This window comes from Bacillus sp. F9_6S_D1_P_5, from assembly GCF_054823925.1.
On the sequence record NZ_JBTREW010000007.1, the window covers coordinates 18,277 to 40,286 of the forward strand.

Annotated in this window: 19 protein-coding genes; 13 read left to right on the plus strand and 6 right to left on the minus strand. The window is 34.9% G+C overall.

Annotation, left to right across the window (positions count from 1 at the left end; all coding sequences use genetic code 11):
* Positions 1 to 7: 7 nt before the first annotated feature.
* The 4 genes from exsE to ACUXEY_RS10345 are packed head-to-tail and all read right to left on the minus strand — an operon-like array spanning position 8 to position 2,946.
* A complete protein-coding gene (gene exsE, locus ACUXEY_RS10330; protein WP_461300611.1) occupies positions 8 to 964 on the minus strand; it encodes an exosporium protein ExsE in 957 nt (318 codons plus the stop codon).
* A complete protein-coding gene (locus tag ACUXEY_RS10335; RefSeq protein ID WP_001039108.1) occupies positions 961 to 2,031 on the minus strand; it encodes a hypothetical protein in 1,071 nt (356 codons plus the stop codon). The genes exsE and ACUXEY_RS10335 overlap by 4 nt, the downstream gene beginning before the upstream one ends.
* Positions 2,024 to 2,467, minus strand: coding sequence for a hypothetical protein (locus ACUXEY_RS10340; protein ID WP_461300612.1), 444 nt, complete (start codon positions 2,465 to 2,467; stop codon positions 2,024 to 2,026). The genes ACUXEY_RS10335 and ACUXEY_RS10340 overlap by 8 nt, the downstream gene beginning before the upstream one ends.
* Positions 2,464 to 2,946: an RNA polymerase sigma factor gene (locus ACUXEY_RS10345; RefSeq protein ID WP_461300613.1), complete on the minus strand. Its 483-nt coding sequence runs from the start codon at positions 2,944 to 2,946 to the stop codon at positions 2,464 to 2,466. The genes ACUXEY_RS10340 and ACUXEY_RS10345 overlap by 4 nt, the downstream gene beginning before the upstream one ends.
* 283 nt (positions 2,947 to 3,229) lie before the next feature.
* On the opposite strand from ACUXEY_RS10345, the gene ACUXEY_RS10350 reads away from it, so the two are divergent.
* From ACUXEY_RS10350 to ACUXEY_RS10375, 6 genes are all read left to right on the plus strand, one after another.
* The gene (locus ACUXEY_RS10350) at positions 3,230 to 3,868 is read left to right on the plus strand and encodes a response regulator (protein ID WP_429603063.1); all 639 of its coding nucleotides are present in this window, start codon (positions 3,230 to 3,232) and stop codon (positions 3,866 to 3,868) included.
* A gap of 4 nt (positions 3,869 to 3,872) precedes the next feature.
* Entirely contained in the window at positions 3,873 to 4,973 is a 1,101-nt protein-coding gene (locus tag ACUXEY_RS10355) for a sensor histidine kinase (RefSeq protein WP_461300614.1), read from the plus strand.
* Positions 4,974 to 5,109: 136 nt separating this feature from the next.
* On the plus strand, positions 5,110 to 6,048 hold the full coding sequence (locus ACUXEY_RS10360) for an ABC transporter ATP-binding protein (RefSeq protein WP_332297575.1): 939 nt from the start codon (positions 5,110 to 5,112) through the stop codon (positions 6,046 to 6,048).
* Between the two features lie 37 nt (positions 6,049 to 6,085).
* Entirely contained in the window at positions 6,086 to 7,195 is a 1,110-nt protein-coding gene (locus ACUXEY_RS10365; RefSeq protein ID WP_461300615.1) for an ABC transporter permease, read from the plus strand.
* A 1-nt stretch (position 7,196) separates the two neighbouring features.
* Positions 7,197 to 8,342 carry an ABC transporter permease gene (locus tag ACUXEY_RS10370; protein ID WP_461300616.1) on the plus strand — a complete coding sequence of 382 codons (1,146 nt, stop codon included), beginning with the start codon at positions 7,197 to 7,199 and terminating at the stop codon, positions 8,340 to 8,342.
* Between the two features lie 110 nt (positions 8,343 to 8,452).
* Entirely contained in the window at positions 8,453 to 9,664 is a 1,212-nt protein-coding gene (locus tag ACUXEY_RS10375; protein ID WP_461300617.1) for a phospholipase D-like domain-containing protein, read from the plus strand.
* A 52-nt stretch (positions 9,665 to 9,716) separates the two neighbouring features.
* Here the strand turns inward: ACUXEY_RS10375 and pyrH are convergent, their stop codons facing one another.
* Positions 9,717 to 10,460, minus strand: a complete 744-nt coding sequence (gene pyrH, locus ACUXEY_RS10380) for a UMP kinase (RefSeq protein ID WP_048527234.1) — start codon at positions 10,458 to 10,460, stop codon at positions 9,717 to 9,719.
* Positions 10,461 to 10,837: 377 nt separating this feature from the next.
* Here pyrH and ACUXEY_RS10385 point away from each other — a divergent pair, with 377 nt between their 5' ends.
* From ACUXEY_RS10385 to ACUXEY_RS10415, 7 genes are all read left to right on the plus strand, one after another.
* Complete coding sequence (locus ACUXEY_RS10385; RefSeq protein ID WP_000713281.1) at positions 10,838 to 12,109, plus strand: cation:dicarboxylate symporter family transporter; 1,272 nt, start codon at positions 10,838 to 10,840, stop codon at positions 12,107 to 12,109.
* A 24-nt stretch (positions 12,110 to 12,133) separates the two neighbouring features.
* Complete coding sequence (gene aspA, locus ACUXEY_RS10390) at positions 12,134 to 13,573, plus strand: aspartate ammonia-lyase (RefSeq protein ID WP_061676611.1); 1,440 nt, start codon at positions 12,134 to 12,136, stop codon at positions 13,571 to 13,573.
* 74 nt (positions 13,574 to 13,647) lie between these two features.
* Complete coding sequence (malS, locus tag ACUXEY_RS10395) at positions 13,648 to 15,360, plus strand: oxaloacetate-decarboxylating malate dehydrogenase (RefSeq protein ID WP_429602966.1); 1,713 nt, start codon at positions 13,648 to 13,650, stop codon at positions 15,358 to 15,360.
* Positions 15,361 to 15,423: 63 nt separating this feature from the next.
* Positions 15,424 to 16,722, plus strand: coding sequence for a sensor histidine kinase (locus ACUXEY_RS10400; RefSeq protein WP_461300618.1), 1,299 nt, complete (start codon positions 15,424 to 15,426; stop codon positions 16,720 to 16,722).
* A 2-nt stretch (positions 16,723 to 16,724) separates the two neighbouring features.
* On the plus strand, positions 16,725 to 17,657 hold the full coding sequence (locus ACUXEY_RS10405; protein WP_429602964.1) for a response regulator: 933 nt from the start codon (positions 16,725 to 16,727) through the stop codon (positions 17,655 to 17,657).
* Between the two features lie 116 nt (positions 17,658 to 17,773).
* Positions 17,774 to 18,412, plus strand: a complete 639-nt coding sequence (locus ACUXEY_RS10410; protein WP_166702451.1) for a LysE family translocator — start codon at positions 17,774 to 17,776, stop codon at positions 18,410 to 18,412.
* Positions 18,413 to 18,555: 143 nt separating this feature from the next.
* Positions 18,556 to 21,750 carry an SNF2 helicase associated domain-containing protein gene (locus ACUXEY_RS10415; RefSeq protein ID WP_461300619.1) on the plus strand — a complete coding sequence of 1,065 codons (3,195 nt, stop codon included), beginning with the start codon at positions 18,556 to 18,558 and terminating at the stop codon, positions 21,748 to 21,750.
* 95 nt (positions 21,751 to 21,845) lie between these two features.
* On the opposite strand, the gene ACUXEY_RS10420 is transcribed toward ACUXEY_RS10415, so the two are convergent.
* Complete coding sequence (locus ACUXEY_RS10420; protein ID WP_000047588.1) at positions 21,846 to 21,980, minus strand: DUF3934 domain-containing protein; 135 nt, start codon at positions 21,978 to 21,980, stop codon at positions 21,846 to 21,848.
* Positions 21,981 to 22,010 lie beyond the last annotated feature (30 nt).

Below are 22,010 nucleotides of genomic sequence, written 5' to 3' on the forward strand. Positions count from 1 at the left end.
AAGGTTTTTATTTTTCAATAATACTCATATTGATATTATAAGCTTTTTCAATATTTAACTTGTACGTCCCATTGCCTGTTTTAATTGAATTTTTATACCAATGTTCTTGGCCGTTGAATTCTTTATTTTCTTCTGAAGTATTCTCTTCTTTTTTCGTTAAATCTTCAACTTGTTCCCAAGGTGTGTTTCCGTGTGCTTCTTTTTTGTTTGTTACGGCGATTAAAGATACATCGCTTTCTTTCGTTAAATGGACAGATACATTTGAACTTTCTTGTACAAACCAATTATTTTGTAATTGACCTGGATAAAGGGATAGGTCGTTATTTGAAGCACGAACTTCTACATTTTTATTTTGCGGAAGAACAAGTGTCGGTTTGACCTGTGGTGCTGAATTCCATAACGTATGTTGAACTGGTAATGATTTTAAAGTGATATACATCGTTTCCCCAGCTGTTTGAACTGAAAGGAAATCTTCTTGTTTTAAATTGAGTTTTTCATTACCTTTCGTCGTCATTTCATATGTTCCAAGAAGGTGAATTTGATTTGTATTATTTCCCTCTATTGTTAGAGGGTGCTGCCCTGCATCCACTACAATTTTTTTGATAGAATCAGGTATATCAAGTTGTTCACTTGGAATATTACTCGTTTGGCGAATGGTATGAATAGAATGACGAACTTCATCTAGTAATCCAGTTGATAATAAACAGTAAAAAGCAATTCCGACGCTTCCTAAAACGCCGATAAAGAAAATACTAAAAATATCATATTTAATAAAGGATTGTTCCTTCTTAGAAAATAGAAGGTATAGTAAAATTTCCACGCCAAGTATAATAAGTAAAACAGGCCACCATGCTGTTAAGGAATCTAATACCTCAGTACCTTTTATAACTGAAAATAGTAAGAAGCAACCTAATGAAATAATAGAAAGCCCCATTGAAAATGTTCCAACGCGCCATGTTCTCATTCTTGTGTACCACCTTTGTTTTCTTTATTTCCAACTAACAATTTAAAGCCGCCACCAATTAAGAGGAGTGCAACGATAGATGTTTGGAAATAGCGATAATAGAGCTCGCTAAGATGAATGTTAAATATAGTTGCAAAGTAATCATTCAAAATAGGAAGGACTGTTTGATCTAATAAATAATAACCACCAAGTGTAATTAACCCAATACCAATCCATCTTTGATGATTGATAAAATAATCAATGATAGGTTCGTCATTTACACGTTCTTTTCCATACTTTGCAGTTTGTTGTAAAGCGTCAAAGAAGCTATAGAACCAAATGATTGGTACTAAAAATAAAAACGCCGAAAGTCTTAATAAGTCGAGTAAATATATTGAAAGTAAAAAGGCTGCCATAAGCTGAAGGCCACGGCGTTGTAAGCCTAAATACATATGTCCTGCTCCGGGGAACATCGCTAAAATAGAAGCGAATGTTTTATTTTTCTTTCCTTGTTCACGATGCTCTTCAAACTCTTCGAAAATTGTACGATCATCTAGTCGCTCGCCACGTTCTTTTTTCTGGAGTTGCTGAACAACATCGAAGAAATTGTAAATCCATAAAACAGGTAATGTAATAAGGAAGATTAGGAAACTTTCTTGCGATGTTAAAAGTGCAACGAAAATAATCATACTTCCGATTCCTGTGCAAGCGACTAAAAATGTAAGTCCACGTTGCATAAGTCCTAATTGAAAATGTCCAAGTCCAGGGATGATTGATAGAAGAATGATATAAAATCGTTCGCTCTCTTTAGAGGGATTTATCAATTCTCCAGCTTCTTGTTTTTTCGTTTGGTTTATAATGGTGATAACTAAATCTAGTAAGTTAATTATCCATAGAACAGCTAGTAAAAATAGGGGGAGAAAGACAATGGTGCGCTCTCCTAATTCTACTACGCAAAAAACTGCAAAAGAAAATAGTAATAAAGCCCCTCCACTATATAAAATAAACCGTCCTATCTTTTTTAAATATAAATGCCCAAGCCCAGGAATTAGCCCTAATACAAGTGCTAAAAAGGGATTTTTATTCATGCTTTGAACCTCCGTCCTTTTTTGATGTGTCTACCGATTTGTTTACAATTTGTTGTGAGATAGAAGACTCGTTATGTTTTGAAGATTTCTCGAAATTTGATGTCGCTGTGAAAATATATTGGAATAAACCACTTACCATAAAAATAATTGTAGCTGCGGTTGCAATTATGTAGTGAATAATCGTTCGCTTTAGTGAGTTTGTCTTTACATTTTCATTAGGTTGTAGCGTTTCAAAATCAATTTTCGTCATAACTTCGTTCGTAAATGAATCATCATTTATCATTGGAAGGTTTTCATGGTGTTCATCAATACTCTCCATATAAAGTGCTAAACAATGATCACATTCATAAAGGTGTTCTTCCATAGATTCACGTTCATTGTTTTCGATAAAATCTAATGTATAATTGCGCCAATCTTCTTTTGAATAATGCATCATAGAAACTCTTCCTCCTTCCAATGTTTTTTAATCCATTTTCTTGCTCGATACAGTTTCATTTCGACAGTTTTCACTTCGATGTTTTCCTGTAAAGCTATTTCTTGATAGCTTTTTTCTTCTAAGTAATGTGCGAGAACGACGTCACGGTAATTTTCGGGAAGTTCTCTCAGTTTTTGAGCAATGAGTAATTTTTGCTCTTTCGTCAATAATAAAGCCTCAATATTATGAGAGGATTTTATATTTTCCTCAGTTTTTTTACATAAGGAGAGTTCTTCGTTTTCTCTAGCTTTTTTTCTCTTATAATCAATAGCGTGATTGGTGGCAATACGCGCCATCCACGTTTTTAATCCACGAAATTGATAATTAGGGAGAGAGGCGTGAATTTTTACGAATACTTCTTGTGTAACATCTTTCGCATCTTCTTCATGTCTTAAAATAGAAAAGATAACTTGGAAAATATAGTGACGATATGTTTGCACAAGGATACGAAAAGCATGTTCGCTTCCTTGCTGTGCTTTTTCAATTAATTGTTTTTCCTCAATGGGTCTCTCCCTCCTTTTTGACGCATTCTATTATATAGACGTAAGAAATGACCGGTCACCCTACACATGTTGTAAAAAAAGAATAATATATTTTTAGAAAGGAGGCTATATGAAAAAAGGTGTGAAAAAATGGTAAAAAGGAGTATATAATGAGCAAGTGGGAAATGTTACGGGAAGAAAGGATGTGAATGTTAGTAGGGGAAGGTCCATACTAACAAACATGAAAATAAAAATATTAATAGCAGACGATAATTCTTTTATTAGAGAAGGCATGAAAATTATTTTAAATACATATGAAGAGTTCGAAGTGGTAGATACAGTAAATGATGGGAAAGAAGCAGTGGAATATTGTAAAAAGAACAACGTTGATATCGCTCTTTTAGATGTTCGTATGCCAAATATGAACGGGGTAGAGGCAACGAAATTTATTTGTGAAGAGACGAGAACGAAACCGCTAATTTTAACGACATTCGATGATGATGAATATATTTTGGATGCAGTAAAAAACGGAGCGAAAGGTTATTTATTAAAAAATAATGATCCAGAGCGTATTCGTGATGCAATAAAAGGAGTATATAACGGTCAAACTGTTATGCAAGATGTAGTCCTTGATAAAATTAAGTGCAATTTAATGGAAAGCAAAGAGGACGAATGTAAAATAGATAAGAGTCTTTTTACAGAAAGAGAGCTTAGTATTATCGCATTAATTGCGAAAGGTTTCTCGAATAAAGAAATTTCAAAGCAGCTTTTCATATCAGAAGGAACGATTGCAAATTACATTACATCTGTTTTAGGGAAAACTGGACTAGAACATCGCACACAAATTGCGATTTATTATTTAACAGGGAAAGTAGATTAGTGATATGGAATTTTGGTTAATTGTAAGTAAATTAATTGTCTTTATATATATTGTGTTTAGTTACATTTATTTAAATGTCGTGAACTTACCATGGATTATACTTACTTTGCTTTTATATCTTTCTGTAAATGTGCTCATTTCTATATTTAAAAAAGATACGCCCAAAAGCATATTAACTTCTCTGTCAATTGGCCTAGTTATTTTATTTACATGGAAGATTCATCTGTTTTTCATTTTGTTTTTACCATTGAACTTATATGAAATTATATTTCGTTATATAGAGAAGAAATGGCTGATCTTTATCATTATGATGATGCCTATTATTTTTACAGATGAAAGTATTCGAATGACATATGGATTAATTGTTGCATTTTCTTTCATTGTATTAACTATGGCAGAACGGTATACATCGCGTATATTAAAGCTTGAATCACAAAATGATAAGATGCGAAAAGATATGCAGCGGTTGACGAAAAGCTTACATGAAAATAAAGAGTACATAAAGCAATCGGAGTACACATTTAAGTTAGAAGAGAGAAACCGGCTCTCTCAAGAAATTCATGATAAAATTGGCCACTCAATGACAGGAGCGCTAATTCAAATGGAGGCAGCAAAGAGATTAATGGGGATAGATAAAGAAAAATCTGCCGAGTTATTACAAAATGCAATTCATATTTCGAAAGATGGAATTGAAAGTATTCGGGTTACATTAAAAAATATGAAGCCACCTACTGAGCAAATTGGCATTCATCGTATGAAATTATTCATAGAGGAATTTGCCGGTAAGCATGAAATAAATATTCCTTTCGTATATAAAGGGAATTTAGATATGATTTCACCGATTCAGTGGAAGATTATCGGTGAAAATGTTACGGAGGCATTAACTAATGCGATGAAATATGCTGATGCGACAGTCATTTCAATCGATATTCATGTACTTAACAAGATGGTAAAAGTGCAAGTGAAGGATAACGGAAAAGGTGTAGCTCTCGTTAAGAAAGGTCTCGGGATTATGGGGATGGAGGAGCGAACAGCGTCAGTAAACGGAAAAATTATTGTAGATGGAACAAGTGGTTTTTCAGTAACAATGTTGTTGCCGATATAAGAGAATCGGACGAAGATGAATCATCTCATATGAAAAAAGTGAATAATCTCATGTGAAAAGAATGAACTTTTGCACTGAGCAGGTTCATTTTTTTTGTTTATACTAAAAGCAGAGAAACCGAAATAGGGGTGAAATGATGAATACATTAGAAATTAAAAATTTAACAAAAAAATTTGGTGATTTCATCGCGGTAGATAATATGTCTTTATCTATTAAAGAAGGAGAGATATTTGGCTTTTTAGGATCAAATGGTGCTGGTAAAAGTACAACGATAAATATGATTGCTGGGTTGTTAAGAAGTAATGAAGGTGAAATTAGCATATTAGGAAAAAATATAAAGAAACATAATCGATTTGCGAAGATGAATATCGGTATCGTTCCGCAAGATATCGCGATTTATGAAGAGTTAACTGCCTATGAAAATGTGAAATTCTTTGCTGGACTGTACGGGTTAAGAGGGGCTGAACTAAAAGCGAGAGTAGAGGAAGCACTTCAGTTTGTAGGGCTTAGCGATAAACATAAAAGTTACCCGAAAAACTTTTCAGGCGGGATGAAACGAAGACTGAATATCGCTTGTGCAATCGCTCATAGACCGAAGTTAATTATTATGGATGAGCCGACAGTTGGAATTGATCCACAGTCAAGAAACTATATTCTCCAATCTGTTCGAAAATTAAATGAAATGGGAAGTACCATTATTTACACGAGCCACTACATGGAAGAAGTAGAAGAGATTTGTACGAAAATAGCAATTGTAGATCACGGTAAAGTAATTGCAGAAGGTACGAAAGAGCAGTTGAAAGCGATTATTACTAATACGAAAGACGTTTGGGTTGAAGTGAAGTCAGTAGAAAATTTAGATGTAGAACAGTTAAAAGAGATAAACGGTGTGAAAGCTGTTCAAATTGAAGAGAACGTAATTAAAGTAAACTCGGATGCAGGAGTAAACAATTTAAATAAAATTATTCAGCACTTCATTAATCATGACATTGAAATTCGTTCGTTAGAGGAGCAGGCTCCAAACTTAGAAACAGTATTCCTTACGTTGACTGGAAGAAACTTACGAGATAAATAAAAGGTAAATGAAGAAAAGGTAAAGGGAGGTTCATCAATTGAACATCTTCAATATTGCAGTTATGCATATTAAAAGAGATTTCAGAGACGTAAGAACTTTAGTTTTTATGTTAGCATTTCCGATTGTACTAATGCTTGTGTTAGGAACAGCGTTAACGAATGCATTTAATAGTGATAGTCAATCGATTAAGGATATACAAGTGCTATATAAAGATGAAGCGAGTAGCATATTTTCTCAATCGTTTGAAGCATTTACGAAAGAAGTCGATAAATCGGGTATTCATTTTAAAAAAGCTTCCGATAGTATAGATGGGAAAGAAGAAGTGAAGCAAAATAAATATGCTGCTTATGTAGAGTTAAATAAAGATGGTGCAAAATTATACGGAAGTGACAAAAGTAGTATTGAGGGAAGTATTGTGGAAGGTATGCTTACAACATTTGTTGATAAGTACAATGTAGCGACCGAAGTTGCAAAAGTAGATCCTAGTAAGGTGAGCGCAGTTATTTCAAACGGAAATCATAATGATTATATAAAAGAAACATCTTTACAAGCTGCGAAAAAACCAGGTTCTATGGATTACTATGCGGTTGTAATGACAACGATGATTGCACTATATGCTGGGATGGGAGCGAGTTCTTTAATTCGAGGAGAACGAATACGTAAAACAGGAGATCGTCTCATTGCTGCGCCTATAAGTAAGGCTGAAATATTCATTGGAAAAGTACTTGGTAGCTTAGTAGCAAATGCCCTTTGCGTATTACTCGTCATGTTATTTAGTAAATTTGTTTTTCGAGCGAATTGGGGCGACCATCTTGGAATCATATTTATTATTTTATTAACACAAGTTTTTCTAGCGATTAGCTTCGGTTTAGGTATTGGGTATATTACGAAAACGGCTGAATCATCGAGAGCAATTATTCTTGTTGTTATACAGTTAGCTTCTATTTTTGGTGGGGCATATGTCGTAGTAGAAGAAAATTTCATTACGAACTTATCACCATTAATGTGGGCAAACACGGCTGTCATGAAAATTATTTATGCAAATGATATAGGAGCGGCGCTGCCGGTAATATGTTTAAACCTCGGAATTTCAGCACTCTTTTTATTAATTGCGATTATTGCATTACGTAGACGGGAGGGGCTATAGTATGAAAGATATTTTATGGCTCATACAAAAAACGTTATCTGTCCTTTTGAAAAATAAAAAAGGCTTATTCATTATTATTAGTTTGCCAATAATCGGAACGCTCATCTCTTTTTCGATATACGGAAATGTAGGGCAAGGATCGTTAAATATCGGGATTGTAAATAAAGAAAACGAGCCGATAGCAAATGATACGGTGAAATTTTTAGAAGGATTAAATCATGTGAATGTGAGTAAGGTTAAGGAGTCGGAAGTAGAAGATAAACTCACTTCCAAAAAACTTGATGGTGTCATTACATTACATTCTGGTTTTTCAAAAGGTGTTCGAGAAGGGAAACCAGATCATGTTGAAATTGCATCGATTAAAGGTGATCAAGTAACAGTATTTATAAAATCATATTTATATAACTATATTGATAATGTAGCAGCTATTAGTAAAGTAGCAGGAACAGATCAAAGTATATTTAATAATATGTATGCTGGTTATCAAAAAAGCTCATTTAAAGTACGGTCTGAGACACTAGAAGATACTTCGAAAAATAAAGCTATGACAAACCAAACGATGGGTTATCTTATTATGTTTATGCTGTTTTCAGCAGCGAACTTATCAGGTTATATTTTAAAAGAAAAAGAAAATAGAACGTATTTCAGACTCTTATCAACACCGATAGATGGGAAGAAATTCATATTATCTAATGTTGGGGTAAATATGATGATACTAACAGTACAAATTCTAATTACCGTTCTATTCTTAACGAATGTGTTTCATACGAATATCAATATGCCTTTCATAGTGATGATCGGCGTACTCATGCTATTTGCATTAATAGCGATTGGAATATCATTAGTGCTTGTCGCTTTTTCGAAAAACTCAGCATCAGCAAATGCAATGCAAAATATGGTTATTGTACCGACATGTTTACTTGCTGGATGTTATTTTCCGTATGACATTATGCCAAAAGCAGTGCAAAAAGTAGCTGATTTTCTTCCGCAGAGATGGCTATTAGACACAGTATCAAAACTACAACAAGGAATTCCAATTTCAGATTTGTATTTAAATATTTTAATCTTAATTGCCTTTGCGGTAGCATTCTTCTTAATTGCTATTTATAAGTTTGGAAGAAATAATGATGCGAGGAACTTTGTTTAATATGAAAAGGGTGTGATGTAAAGTCGCATCCTTTTTTGTATGAAGCATGAAATGTAAATTGGAATGACAAAATAGAAGAGTGGAAAGAAAATGAGCGGAAGGAAATCAAAATGATTAAAAAAATATTGCGAGTTACTTCTATTATTATTGCTATTTTTGTTTTTATTGTAATTTGGATGCATATCGATGTTACTTTAGGCAGGAAAATGGAAGCCGGGAAAAACATGCCGACAGAGTATGCGCCTCATTATAGCGATTTTCAATTATATGTTGAAGGGAAGTCATTTTATAAACAGTTATTTACTGATATAAGAGAAGCGAAGCAATCTATTTATACGTATTTTTTTATTTTGTCGGATGATAAAAGTAGCCATACTTTTTTAAACTTATTAAAAGAGAAGGCAAAAGAAGGAGTAAACGTATATTTATCTGTTGATTTACTTAACGATTTATCATTTGAAAGAAAGATGAAAAAAGAATTACAGGAAAATGGTGTGCATTTTACATATAGTAGAAAACAGGAAGTACCATTCGGGTTTTATTCCCTTCATCATCGTAATCATCGCCGCATTACAACGATTGATGGAGAGATTGGTTATACGGGTGGTTTTAATATAGGGGATGAGTACTTAGGGAAAGATAAACACTTTGGGTACTGGAGAGACTATCATGTACGGATAAAAGGTGAAGGTGCAAAAGATTTAGAGGAACAATTTGCTTTAGATTGGAAACGAGATACGAAAGAAGATATAAAGAGGAGTACGAATAAGGCTAGTAAAGGGAATACATTGCATACTATGGTGAGTTACAATGGGCATTATGTTGCTAAAAAATATATAGAGCTAATAAAACAAGCTCAGCACTCAATTGTAATTGCAACGCCGTATTTTATAGCGAAAAATAAAGAATCAATGAATGCTTTAATCACAGCACAAAAGCGTGGTGTTACAGTAAAAATACTTTGGTCATATAAACCAGATCTACCTCTTATAAAAGAAGCGGCGTATCCATACATACGTCAAGCTGTTAATAATGGGATTACTGTATATGGGTATAAAAAAGGAATGTTCCATGGCAAATTAATGCTTATTGATAATGAATTAACCGTTATTGGCACAACAAACTTTACTTCGCGTAGCTTCAATATAAATGATGAAATGAATTTTTATATTCATGGTGGTCCTATTGTAGGGCAAGTTAATACGGTGTTAACAGAGGATTTTCGTGATTCGAAAGAGATGACGAAAGAGTTTTTTGAGAAGTTATCGTTTTGGGAGCGTTGTAAGGAAAAGTTAGCGGGATTGGTTGATTTTTATTTATAAAGTTTAAAGAAAAGGGAGTCTTTTATAGACCCCCCTTTTTTATGAGAAATAATTATTTTTCATGCACAAGCAATGAAGCATCATCATTAATCAAAGTCCCCACATGCTCACCTAAACAAATTCTTTTCATAACCCCCGGCTCATCGAAGTTAAAGACGTGTGCTGGCAAATTATAATCACGGGCAAGTAGTAAAGCGGCTTGATCCATTACTTGTATGTTTTGCCTAACAATATCGTTATAGTTTAGTTTTTTGTACATTTTTGCTGCTTTATTATGCTTTGGATCGCTAGTAAAGACGCCATCTACTCCTTGTTTTGCGACTAATATTGCGTCACTATTCATTTCAATGGCTCTTTGAACACTTGGATAATCTGTCGTAACGAACGGTTGCCCGTTTCCGCCTCCAAAAATAACGATATAACCGCTATCTAAATGGTGTACTGCACGGAGGCGAATGTACGGTTCAGCTACAGCATTAAACGGGATGGAAGTCATAACGCGCACTTCTTTATTTGTTTTACTCGTTAAAACGCCGCGTAGCATTAAGCTATTAATAATTGTACCTAGTGTACCGATATTATCAGCTTCTACACGATCAATGCCCCATTCTTCAGCTAAATGACCTCTGAAAATATTCCCGCCCCCGATGACGATAGATACTTCAATACCTAAATCAACGATGGATAAAATCTCATTTGCGATATGTTCTAATCGTTTGGAGTTAAAGCTATTTCCGGTTTGATCGGCAAGTGCACCGCCGCTTAATTTAATTAAGACACGTTTATATGGTCTCATAACAATTCCCCCTATATAGATCGCAATAAAAAAGGAACAAAGGCGAATGCCTTTGTTCCTTTTTAAGAAAATGAAAAAGAAAAGAAGAAGATAGAACGAATTTTTGTACATAATTTTTCATATTATCCACTCCTTTTCATTTCGATTTGTTGTAAGTGTATATCTTTTTGATTATACGAAACAATCTGATTACTTATCAAGTATATTTTATTTCTTTTTAACGAAAAGGTGTCAATGAAAAAGAAAAGAAAAATTTTTGAATTTTTTGTGACGAACTTGTAGGTTTTTGTATGATTTTGTAGGTTCGCCTATATGATGTGTGAGTAAGCTTTTATAAATACGAAATGAAAGCGTTCGCATAAAGGGGATGAACATAAATGAAAAAATTCGGATTGGCAACACAAATTTTTGTTGCACTTGTTTTAGGGATTGTAGTAGGGGCAATCTTCTATGGTAATAAAACGGCTATTTCTTATATCACACCAGTTGGGGATATATTTATTCACTTAATTAAAATGATTGTAGTACCGATTGTTATTTCAGCATTAATTGTTGCAGTAGCTGGTGTAGGAGATATGAAGAAGCTTGGGAAACTGGGCGGTAAGACAATTCTTTATTTCGAAATTATTACGACAATCGCTATTTTAATGGGATTACTTGCGGCTAATATATTCCAGCCAGGTACTGGCGTTGATATGAACAACTTACAGCAAAGTGATATTTCTTCTTATAAACAAACAGCAGATGCTACAGAGAAGCAAGGATTCGCTGAGACGATTGTTCATATCGTACCGAAAAACGTATTTGAATCAATTGCACAAGGTGACTTATTACCTATCATTTTCTTCTCAGTATTATTCGGTTTAGGAGTTGCAGCAATTGGAGAAAAAGGGAAACCAGTTTTCCACTTCTTTGAAGGTGTACTCGAAGCGATGTTTTGGGTTACAAATCAAGTTATGAAATTTGCGCCATTTGGTGTATTCGCATTAATTGCGGTTACGGTTGCAAAGTTTGGTGTAGCAACACTACTTCCTTTAGGAAAACTAGTGCTAGCTGTATACGTAACTGTTATACTATTCGTTGTGATTGTATTAGGTATTAATGCACGAATGGTTGGCGTAAACATTTTTACATTAATGAAAATTTTAAAAGAAGAACTTATTCTTTCATTTACGACAGCAAGTTCAGAAGCTGTTTTACCTAATATAATGAGAAAAATGGAAGAGTTCGGTTGTCCAAAGGCAGTTGCCTCTTTCGTTATTCCGACAGGTTATACATTTAACTTGACTGGATCGGCTATTTATCAAGCGTTAGCGGCATTGTTTGTTGCACAAATGTACGGTGTGCACATGTCACTGACAGAGCAAATAACGTTATTATTCGTTCTCATGTTAACATCCAAAGGTATGGCGGGAGTTCCAGGTGCATCGTTCGTTGTTGTATTAGCAACGTTAGGTTCAATGGGGTTACCACTAGAAGGTATCGCATTAATTGCGGGAATTGACCGCATTTTAGATATGATTCGCTCATCCGTCAATGTATTAGGAAATGCATTAGCGGCCATTGTTATGTCGAAGTGGGAAGGCGAATTCGATAATGAGAAAGCAAAACAATATGTAGAAACAGTCAAAGAAACAAAAGCAGCATAAGAAATCGTTAAGGAGTGAATAATCATGGCAACATTAACTGAAGTTAAAAATGGTGTTCGAATTGAAAAAGATTTTTTAGGTGAAAAAGAAGTACCAAACTATGCATACTACGGCGTACAAACAATGCGTGCAGTTGAAAACTTCCCAATTACAGGATACAAAATTCATGAAGGCTTAATTAAAGCGTTCGCAATTGTAAAGAAAGCTGCAGCACTTGCTAATACAGATGTAGGAAGATTGGAATTAAATAAGGGCGGCGCGATCGCAGAAGCCGCTCAAGAAATTCTTGATGGAAAATGGCATGATCATTTCATCGTAGATCCAATTCAAGGCGGAGCAGGTACTTCAATGAACATGAATGCAAATGAAGTCATGGCCAATCGTGCTCTTGAATTATTAGGAATGGAAAAGGGAGACTATCATTATATTAGTCCAAATAGTCATGTAAACATGGCACAATCAACGAACGATGCATTCCCAACGGCGATTCATATCGCAACATTAAACGCATTAGAAGGTTTATTACAAACGATGGGTTATATGCACGATGTATTTGAATTAAAAGCAGAGCAGTTTGACCATGTTATTAAAATGGGTCGTACACATTTACAAGACGCTGTGCCAATTCGTCTTGGACAAGAATTTAAAGCGTACTCTCGCGTACTTGAACGTGATATGAAACGTATTAAGCAATCACGTCAACATCTATATGAAGTAAATATGGGAGCAACTGCAGTTGGTACAGGCTTAAATGCAGATCCAGAATATATTGAAGCAGTTGTAAAACATTTAGCTGCAATTAGTGAATTACCACTTGTTGGCGCAGAAGACTTAGTAGATGCAACGCAAAATACGGATGCATATACAGAAGTATCAGCAGCACTTAAAGTATGTATGATGAATATGTCTAAAATCGCGAATGACCTTCGCTTAATGGCATCAGGTCCACGCGTTGGTTTAGCGGAAATTATGCTACCAGCTCGTCAACCAGGTTCATCAATTATGCCAGGGAAAGTAAATCCTGTTATGCCAGAAGTAATTAATCAAATTGCGTTCCAAGTAATTGGTAACGACCATACAATTTGCCTTGCTTCAGAAGCAGGACAATTAGAATTAAACGTTATGGAACCAGTACTTGTTTTCAACTTACTTCAATCAATTAGCATTATGAATAACGGTTTCCGTGCCTTTACAGATAATTGCTTAAAAGGAATTGAAGCGAATGAAGATCGCTTAAAAGAGTATGTTGAGAAGAGTGTAGGAATTATAACAGCCGTGAACCCTCATATCGGTTATGAAGCAGCAGCTCGCGTTGCGAAAGAAGCAATCGCGACAGGGCAATCCGTTCGAGAACTTTGTGTGAAAAATGGTGTACTGTCACAAGAAGACTTAGAGTTAATTCTAGATCCATTCGAAATGACACACCCAGGGATTGCAGGAGCAACTCTTTTAAAGAAAAATTAAAAGAAGAGGGGGACAAGCCCCTCTTTTTTGTTTACAATATAGAAATGCTATATATGAATAGAGGTAGGGATGTTATGAGCAAGTTTACAGTAGCTTCTAATGGTTCATTAGAAACGACATTAAGAGGAGTAGAAGTATTATCAACACCACTTTTAAATAAAGGGGTCGCTTTCACGCAAGAAGAGAGAGAAGAATTAGGTTTAAAAGGGTTATTACCGCCAGCAGTTTTAACATTAGAAGAACAAGCACGTCGAGCATATGAACAATTTTGCTCTCAGCCGGATGATTTATTAAAGAACGTATACTTAACAGCGTTACATGATCGAAATGAAGTACTATTTTATCGCATTTTAACAGATCACTTGCGCGAAATGTTACCAATTGTATATACACCAACAGTCGGTGTAGCGATTCAAAGATATAGTCATGAATACCGTAAACCACGTGGTGTGTATTTATCAATTAACGATCCATCGGGCATTGAAGAAGCATTCGCCAATATCGGTGCAACAGCAGAAAATATTGATTTAGTCGTTGTTACAGATGGAGAAGGCATACTTGGAATTGGTGACTGGGGCGTTGGTGGTATTAACATCGCCATCGGAAAGTTAGCTGTTTATACGGCCGCAGTTGGAATCGATCCTAGTCGTGTATTACCAGTAATTTTAGATGTAGGTACAAACCGTGAAGAACTATTAAACAATCCATTTTATATTGGAAATCGTCATCCTCGTATAACTGGTGAAGCTTACGATGAATTTATTGATACGTTTGTACAAGCGGTAAATAAACAATTCCCGAAAGCACTTTTACATTGGGAAGACTTCAGTTCTCGAAATGCACGAAAAATTTTAGATAAATATCGTCATGATATTTGTACATTTAATGATGATATTCAAGGTACAGGGGCAGTTTCGCTTGCTGCTGTATTATCAGCAGTGAAAGCTTCGGGTGTACCACTAAGTGAACACCGTGTTGTTGTGTTTGGTGCGGGTACAGCTGGAATCGGTATCGCAGATCAAGTTAGAGATGCAATGGTTCGCGTAGGCGTATCAGAAGAAGAATCATATAAGCGTTTCTGGTGTATTGATCGTAATGGGTTAGTTACGGATAATATGGAAGATCTTCTTGATTTCCAAATGCCGTATGCAAGAAAAGAAGCGGAAGTAAGTGAGTGGAAACAAAATGATATGATCGGACTTGCTGAAGTTGTGAAACATGTAAAACCGACAATTTTAATCGGTACATCAACGGTTGCAGGAGCATTTAAAGAAGAGATTATTAAAGAAATGGCTTCTCACGTAGAAAGACCAATCATTTTACCAATGTCGAATCCGACACCACTTGCTGAAGCAAAACCAGCTGATTTAATTGAGTGGACAGAAGGAAGAGCATTAGTTGCAACAGGAAGTCCATTTGAACCAGTTACATATAACGGTGTAACGTATGTGATTGGACAATCAAATAATGCACTTATTTTCCCAGGGCTTGGTCTTGGAACAATTGTCGTACGTGCAAGCGTCATGACGGATGGAATGTTCGCAGCAGCAGCTGAAGCAGTTGCAAGCATGGTAGATACTAGTCAGCCAGGAGCACCTATTTTGCCAGAAGTTGAAGAGTTACGTAACATCTCGGAAATGGTTGCAATTGAAGTAGCGAAAGTTGCTGTTGCAGAAGGTGTAGCTAGAGAGAATTTAAGTGATAACGATATCAAGATTGCAGTGAAAGAAGCAATCTGGGAGCCTGAGTATCGCCAAATAAAAGCGGTAGAAAAGGTTAGAATATAGAAATAAAGCCCGTTTATTATATAAGCGGGCTTTCACTTTTACTACTGACAAAAAGTATAGGAAGTGGCATCTTTGAATTGGAATCAGTTATGGAAGAAAGATATATCCCTTTTAATTATATTAATGGTTGTTGTTCCGATTGCTGGAGAGCTTAATTTTCATCCTTTTAATGATATGTTTCGCGTTAGCTTTGGGACACCGCTTTTCTTCTTTTTATTACTATTTTTAAGAAGAATACCAGCAGCGGCTGCAGGTATCCTTGTCGGTATATGTGTCGTTTTATTCCGCGTATGTCTTGACTGGGTTATGCAAGGTTCCTTTCATATGACAGAATCATTTTATTTGCGTTATGCTGTGTTCTTTTATTATTTTATTTATGGAAGTCTTTTTTCACTTTGTAGGGTGAATAAGTTTCATCAGAAACCAATTGTTATTGGTTGCCTTGGAATTACAATTGAAATTATCGCAAGTATGTCAGAACTAGCGATTTATCATATGGTCGTGCTCGGTACAACGATAACAGTTTCTGAAGTAAATAAACTTATTATTATTGCTATTTTCCGTAGTTTCTTTGCGCTTGGATTTTTAAATATGATGAACTTATATGAAACGAAATTAAAAGAATCACAAGTTCGAAAAGAAAATGAAAAAATGTTCATGCACCTTTCAAATTTATATGTAGAATCGGTTCATTTGAAAAAAACGTTACAAAATGCAGAGTTGATTACACAAGAAGCATATCAACTATATCGAAACTTACAAGCGAACGATGATTCCAGCAGTAAAACAGCATTGAAAATAGCAGGAGAAGTGCACGAAATAAAAAAGGATAATCAAAGGATTTTTGCAGGATTATCTAAACTGCTATTAGATAAAAATGTGGCGGAGTATGTAGAAGGTCATGAGCTTACAGAAATGATTGTAAGAATAAATGAAAAGTATGCTGAAATGCTAGAGAAAGATATACGCTTTTCTAAACATATAGAAGGTGAACACGCTGCATATCACGTGTATACAGTGCTATCAATCTTTAATAACTTAGTTGCGAATGCAGTAGAAGCAATTGAAGATAGAGGTCTCATTCATATTAAGTTATATAAACGAGAGCAACATGTAGTCTTTGAAGTAATTGACGATGGTCCTGGTATAGCGCAAAAATATAAGAAATTAGTATTTAAGCCCGGGTTTACTTCAAAGTATGATCAAACAGGAACGCCGTCAACAGGCATTGGACTTTCTTACATACATGAAATGGTAACAGAGCTCGGCGGAGAAGTAAGATTAGAAGACAATGAAACCGGAAAAGGGTGTAAGTTTATCGTTTGTTTACCGGAGTGCAGTTTAAAGCGGGAAGGGGAATAGGTTTGTTTTATTATATCGTAGATGATGATGAAGTTTTCCGTTCAATGCTTTCGCAAATTATTGAGGATGGCGATCTTGGGGAAGTAATTGGAGAATCGGAAGATGGAGCGTTTATTGAAGCAGAACAGTTAAATTATAAAAAAGTAGATATATTATTTATTGATTTATTAATGCCGATGAGAGACGGCATTGAAACAGTTCGTCATATAGCGTCTTCATTTACTGGGAAAATTATTATGATTTCCCAAGTTGAATCGAAACAGCTCATTGGTGAGGCGTATACACTTGGTGTGGAATATTATATTACAAAACCACTAAATAAAATAGAAGTAGTATCGGTTGTACGAAAAGTGATAGAGCGTATTCGCTTGGAACGTTCTATATATGACATTCAAAAATCATTAAATAATGTATTTCAGTGGGAAAAGCCGCAAATGCGTAATGAAACAGTGCAAGAAGAAAAAAAGATATCAGATTCCGGACGCTTCTTACTAGCAGAACTCGGTATCGCGGGAGAGAATGGAAGTAAAGATTTACTTAATATGCTGGAATATTTATATGGGCAAGAAAAGGCGCAAACATTTGAATTTGGATTCCCTGCGTTAAAAGATATTTTTCACCAAATAACATTAAAAAAATTAGATCATATAGCTTCGGATGCAGATATAGATAAGGAGAGAAAAGCATCTGAACAACGTGTAAGAAGAGCGATTTATCAATCGCTGAATCATTTAGCTTCCCTCGGACTTACAGACTTTTCAAATCCGAAATTTGAAAGTTATGCTCCGAAATTTTTTGATTTCACTGTAGTTAGAAAACGGATGACAGAAATGACAAAGGATGAAATAGCAACCTCTGGCCATATACGAATTAATACGAAGAAATTTATTCAGGTGCTTTATTTTGAAGCGAAACGGTTGATGGAGATCGAGTGAAGAAGATGCTAAAAAGCATCTTCTTTTATTTTTAATTTTCTGTTTAATTACAAGTGATAAAATAGTATAATCTATTGTAAAATTTATACAAATAATAGAGGTAAGGATGTGAGAAAGTGATTAGCACTTTGTTTAGTTACTTGTTACTAGGCATTTCGTTATCCGCGCCTGTTGGACCAATTAATGTGGCTCAAATTAATAAAGGAATGAAGAATGGATTTTTAAGTGCTTGGTTGGTTGGAATTGGAGCAATGTTTGCAGATGTAATTATGATGCTCTTAATTTATTTTGGTATATCAGTTTATTTAACAACACCTATTGCAAAATTAATTATTTGGGTATTTGGGTTCTTTACACTTTTATATCTTGGTTATGAAAGTATAAAAGACGCTTCAAAAAAAATTGAGGGGATAGATAATGTAGAAAAAGAACATCCGATGAAATCGTGTATATCAGGTTTTCTTATAGCTATCTCGAATCCACTTAATATTATATTTTGGATTGGAATATACGGTGCTGTTTTAACAAGTGCTATTAGTACATTGGGGAAAGAACAAGCATTGTTATATAGTATTACAATATTTATTGGAATTATGATTTGGGACTTATTTATGGCGACTTCAATCCACTTCGGAAGGAAATTTGTGAACAATAATATAATGAAATGGATTTCTATTATAGCTGGAATTATTTTAATGGGGTTTGGTATATATTTTGGATATGAGGCTGTAAAAGGCATAAAAGAACTTATATAAATAAAGATTGTTTTCATATTGAATAGATTTATATTTTTTAGAGAAAAGAAAGTGAAAATAATACTTACTTAACATTTAACATATAGAGCATGTAAAATGTTAAGTAAGAGAAAATGGTTTCAAATTAAGGAAGTGTCAAAACAATGGGTTTTACATTAAATAAATCGATTATAAAAGAAGTATGCGGAGAGACCTCATATAAAAGAGGCGAAGCGTATTATAAAGCAAATAAAGTAATCGTGAATCATTATGATGAAACGAGAGAAATTTGTGAGGCGACGGTAAAAGGGAATGAAGATTTTCATGTTACAGTAGCAAAAGCTAAAAAAGGTGATGTAGTTGCGAGATGTAGTTGTCCTTCATTAGCGTCTTTTCAAACGTACTGTCAACATGTTGCAGCCGTACTAATACAAATAAATTATAACCAGCAAACGGGCGGCACGGCCGAAAAAATGAGCAGAAATGATCAATTAACGAGCGGGATGTTTCAGTTGTTTGCAGACAAACCACTGCGGCCCAAAAGTAAACAACACCGCTTTGATACACGTGAAATATTAGATGTTGCGTTTATATGTTCACCAGTAGCAACGAAAAGTGGTGGGGCCCTTCTTGGAATTCAGTTAAAACTTGCGAAAACATATTTTATAAAGCATATTAGAGAATTTCTTTCTAAAGTGGAGAAAAGAGAGGCTTTTCATTGTTCCAATGAATTTACATACACGCCAGATGTACATAGTCTTAAACAAGAAACGGACGCGATTATACAACAACTCATTAAAATATATCATAACGAAAAAATGTATGAAGATGCGTTAGAAGTACATGCGAAACAAGATGAAAGTATGATATTCATACCGCCAACTTCGTGGAAAGATATGCTCTCTTCACTTTCTAAAGTGGAGTATGTACAGATGAAACACAATGAGCAACTGTTTCATGGCTTGCAAATGTCAAACGGTTTATTGCCATTACATTTTGAATTTACGAAAGGAAATAATGGTGGATTTACACTTCATATAGATGGCCTAAATCGTGTTCAAGTGATGGAGATGTATAACAACGCTCTTTACGATGGGAAATTATATGATTTACCTATGGAAGATTGTATGCGGCTTATTGAATTGCAAAAAATGATGAGTCGCTCAAATAGTAATCAATTTTATATTCCTGAAAGTAAGATGGAACATTTCGTAGCGAAAGTTGTGCCTGGATTAATGAAACTTGGAACGGTACGCATTGATGAAGTAATATCCGATCGTGTTGAAACGCCGTCTTTAAAAGCAAAACTGTATTTAGATCGAGTGAAAAATCGTTTGTTAGCAGGTCTTGAATTCCATTATGGAAACGTCGTGATCAATCCGCTAGAAGAAGATGGGCAACCATCTGTTTTTAATCGTGATGAGAAAAAGGAAAAAGAGGTTTTAGACATTATGAGTGAAAGTGCCTTCGCGAAAACAGAAGGCGGTTATTTTATGCATAATGAAGAGGCTGAGTATAACTTTTTATATCATGTCGTTCCAACGTTAAAAGGTTTAGTTGATATTTACGCGACAACAGCAATTAAATTACGCATTCATAAAGGGGATACAGCCCCTCTTATAAGGGTGAGAAGAAAAGAAAGAATTGATTGGTTATCATTTCGTTTTGATATAAAAGGAATACCGGAAGCGGAAATTAAAGGTGTGTTAGTGGCTCTTGAAGAGAAACGCAAATATTACCGATTAGCGAATGGTTCTTTATTATCACTAGAGAGCAAAGAGTTTAATGAAATTAATCAGTTTGTAAAAGAGTCAGGTATTCGAAAAGAATTTTTACATGGGGAAGAAGTGAATGTTCCGCTTATTCGGAGTGTAAAATGGATGAACGGACTTCACGAAGGTAATGTTTTAAGTTTAGATGAGTCTGTGCAAGATTTAGTTGAAAGTATTCAAAATCCGAAAAAATTAAAGTTTACAGTACCGCAAACTTTACATGCTGTAATGAGAGAGTATCAAGTATACGGATTCGAGTGGATGAAAACACTCGCCTATTACCGTTTTGGCGGTATTTTAGCAGATGATATGGGACTTGGAAAAACGCTGCAAAGCATTGCTTTTATAGATTCTGTTTTGCCTGAAATTCGAGAGAAGAAGCTACCTATATTAGTCGTTTCACCGTCCTCTCTCGTTTACAATTGGTTTAGTGAATTGAAAAAATTCGCCCCGCATATTAGAGCGGTTATTGCTGATGGAAATCAAACAGAACGACGAAAAATTTTAAATGACGTAGCGGAATTTGATGTCGTAATTACGTCATATCCATTACTGAGAAGAGATATAAGATCGTATGCGAGGCCATTTCATACGCTATTTCTTGATGAAGCACAGGCGTTTAAAAATCCTACAACGCAAACTGCAAGAGCAGTGAAAACAATTCAAGCTGAATATCGTTTCGGACTAACGGGAACGCCTGTAGAAAATTCATTAGAAGAGCTATGGTCTATCTTCCACGTCGTATTTCCAGAATTATTACCAGGAAGAAAAGAATTCGGTGATCTAAGGAGAGAAGACATAGCAAAGCGCGTAAAACCTTTCGTATTAAGACGATTAAAAGAAGACGTATTACAGGAGCTTCCAGATAAAATAGAGCACTTACAGTCATCGGAATTATTACCAGATCAAAAGAGACTATATGCTGCTTATTTAGCGAAATTAAGGGAAGAAACGTTAAAACATTTAGACAAGGATACGTTACGTAAAAATAAAATTAGAATTTTAGCTGGCTTAACGAGATTGCGACAAATTTGTAATCATCCCGCTTTATTCGTTGATGATTACAAGGGGAGCTCAGCTAAATTTGAGCAACTGTTAGAGATATTAGAGGAATGCAGAAGTACTGGTAAGAGAATTTTAATCTTTTCTCAATTTACGAAGATGCTGTCCATTATTGGTCGTGAGTTAAATCGTCAAGCGGTTCCATACTTTTATTTAGATGGAAATACACCTTCGCAGGAACGTGTAGAGCTATGTGACCGGTTTAACGAAGGGGAAGGGGATCTATTTCTCATTTCTTTAAAAGCTGGTGGTACAGGTCTTAACTTAACGGGTGCTGATACGGTTATATTGTACGATTTATGGTGGAATCCAGCTGTTGAACAACAAGCGGCAGATAGGGCATATCGAATGGGACAAAAAAATACGGTACAAGTTATTAAATTAGTGGCTCACGGAACCATTGAGGAAAAGATGCATGAACTGCAGGAGAGTAAGAAAAATTTAATCGCTGAAGTGATTGAGCCAGGAGAAGAGAAATTATCATCAATCACGGAGGAAGAAATACGAGATATTTTAATGATTTAATATAAAAAGCTATGCTTTCAAATATATGAGAGCATAGCTTTTTTAGTATAATAATTATAATTTGTTTTGAACAAAGTAAAGAGATAATACAGAATTTACTTTTTAGTCCCTTTACTTTTATATGGCTTGGCAGCTGCCTTTTTCTTTGCACTTGATTGCCAACGATTCCATCCTTTACTTCCTGTACCTTGTCCTACACCTTTTTTCGGTTTTGCTTTCGTTTTACTCATATGATCACTCCATTATATAAAAATCTTATT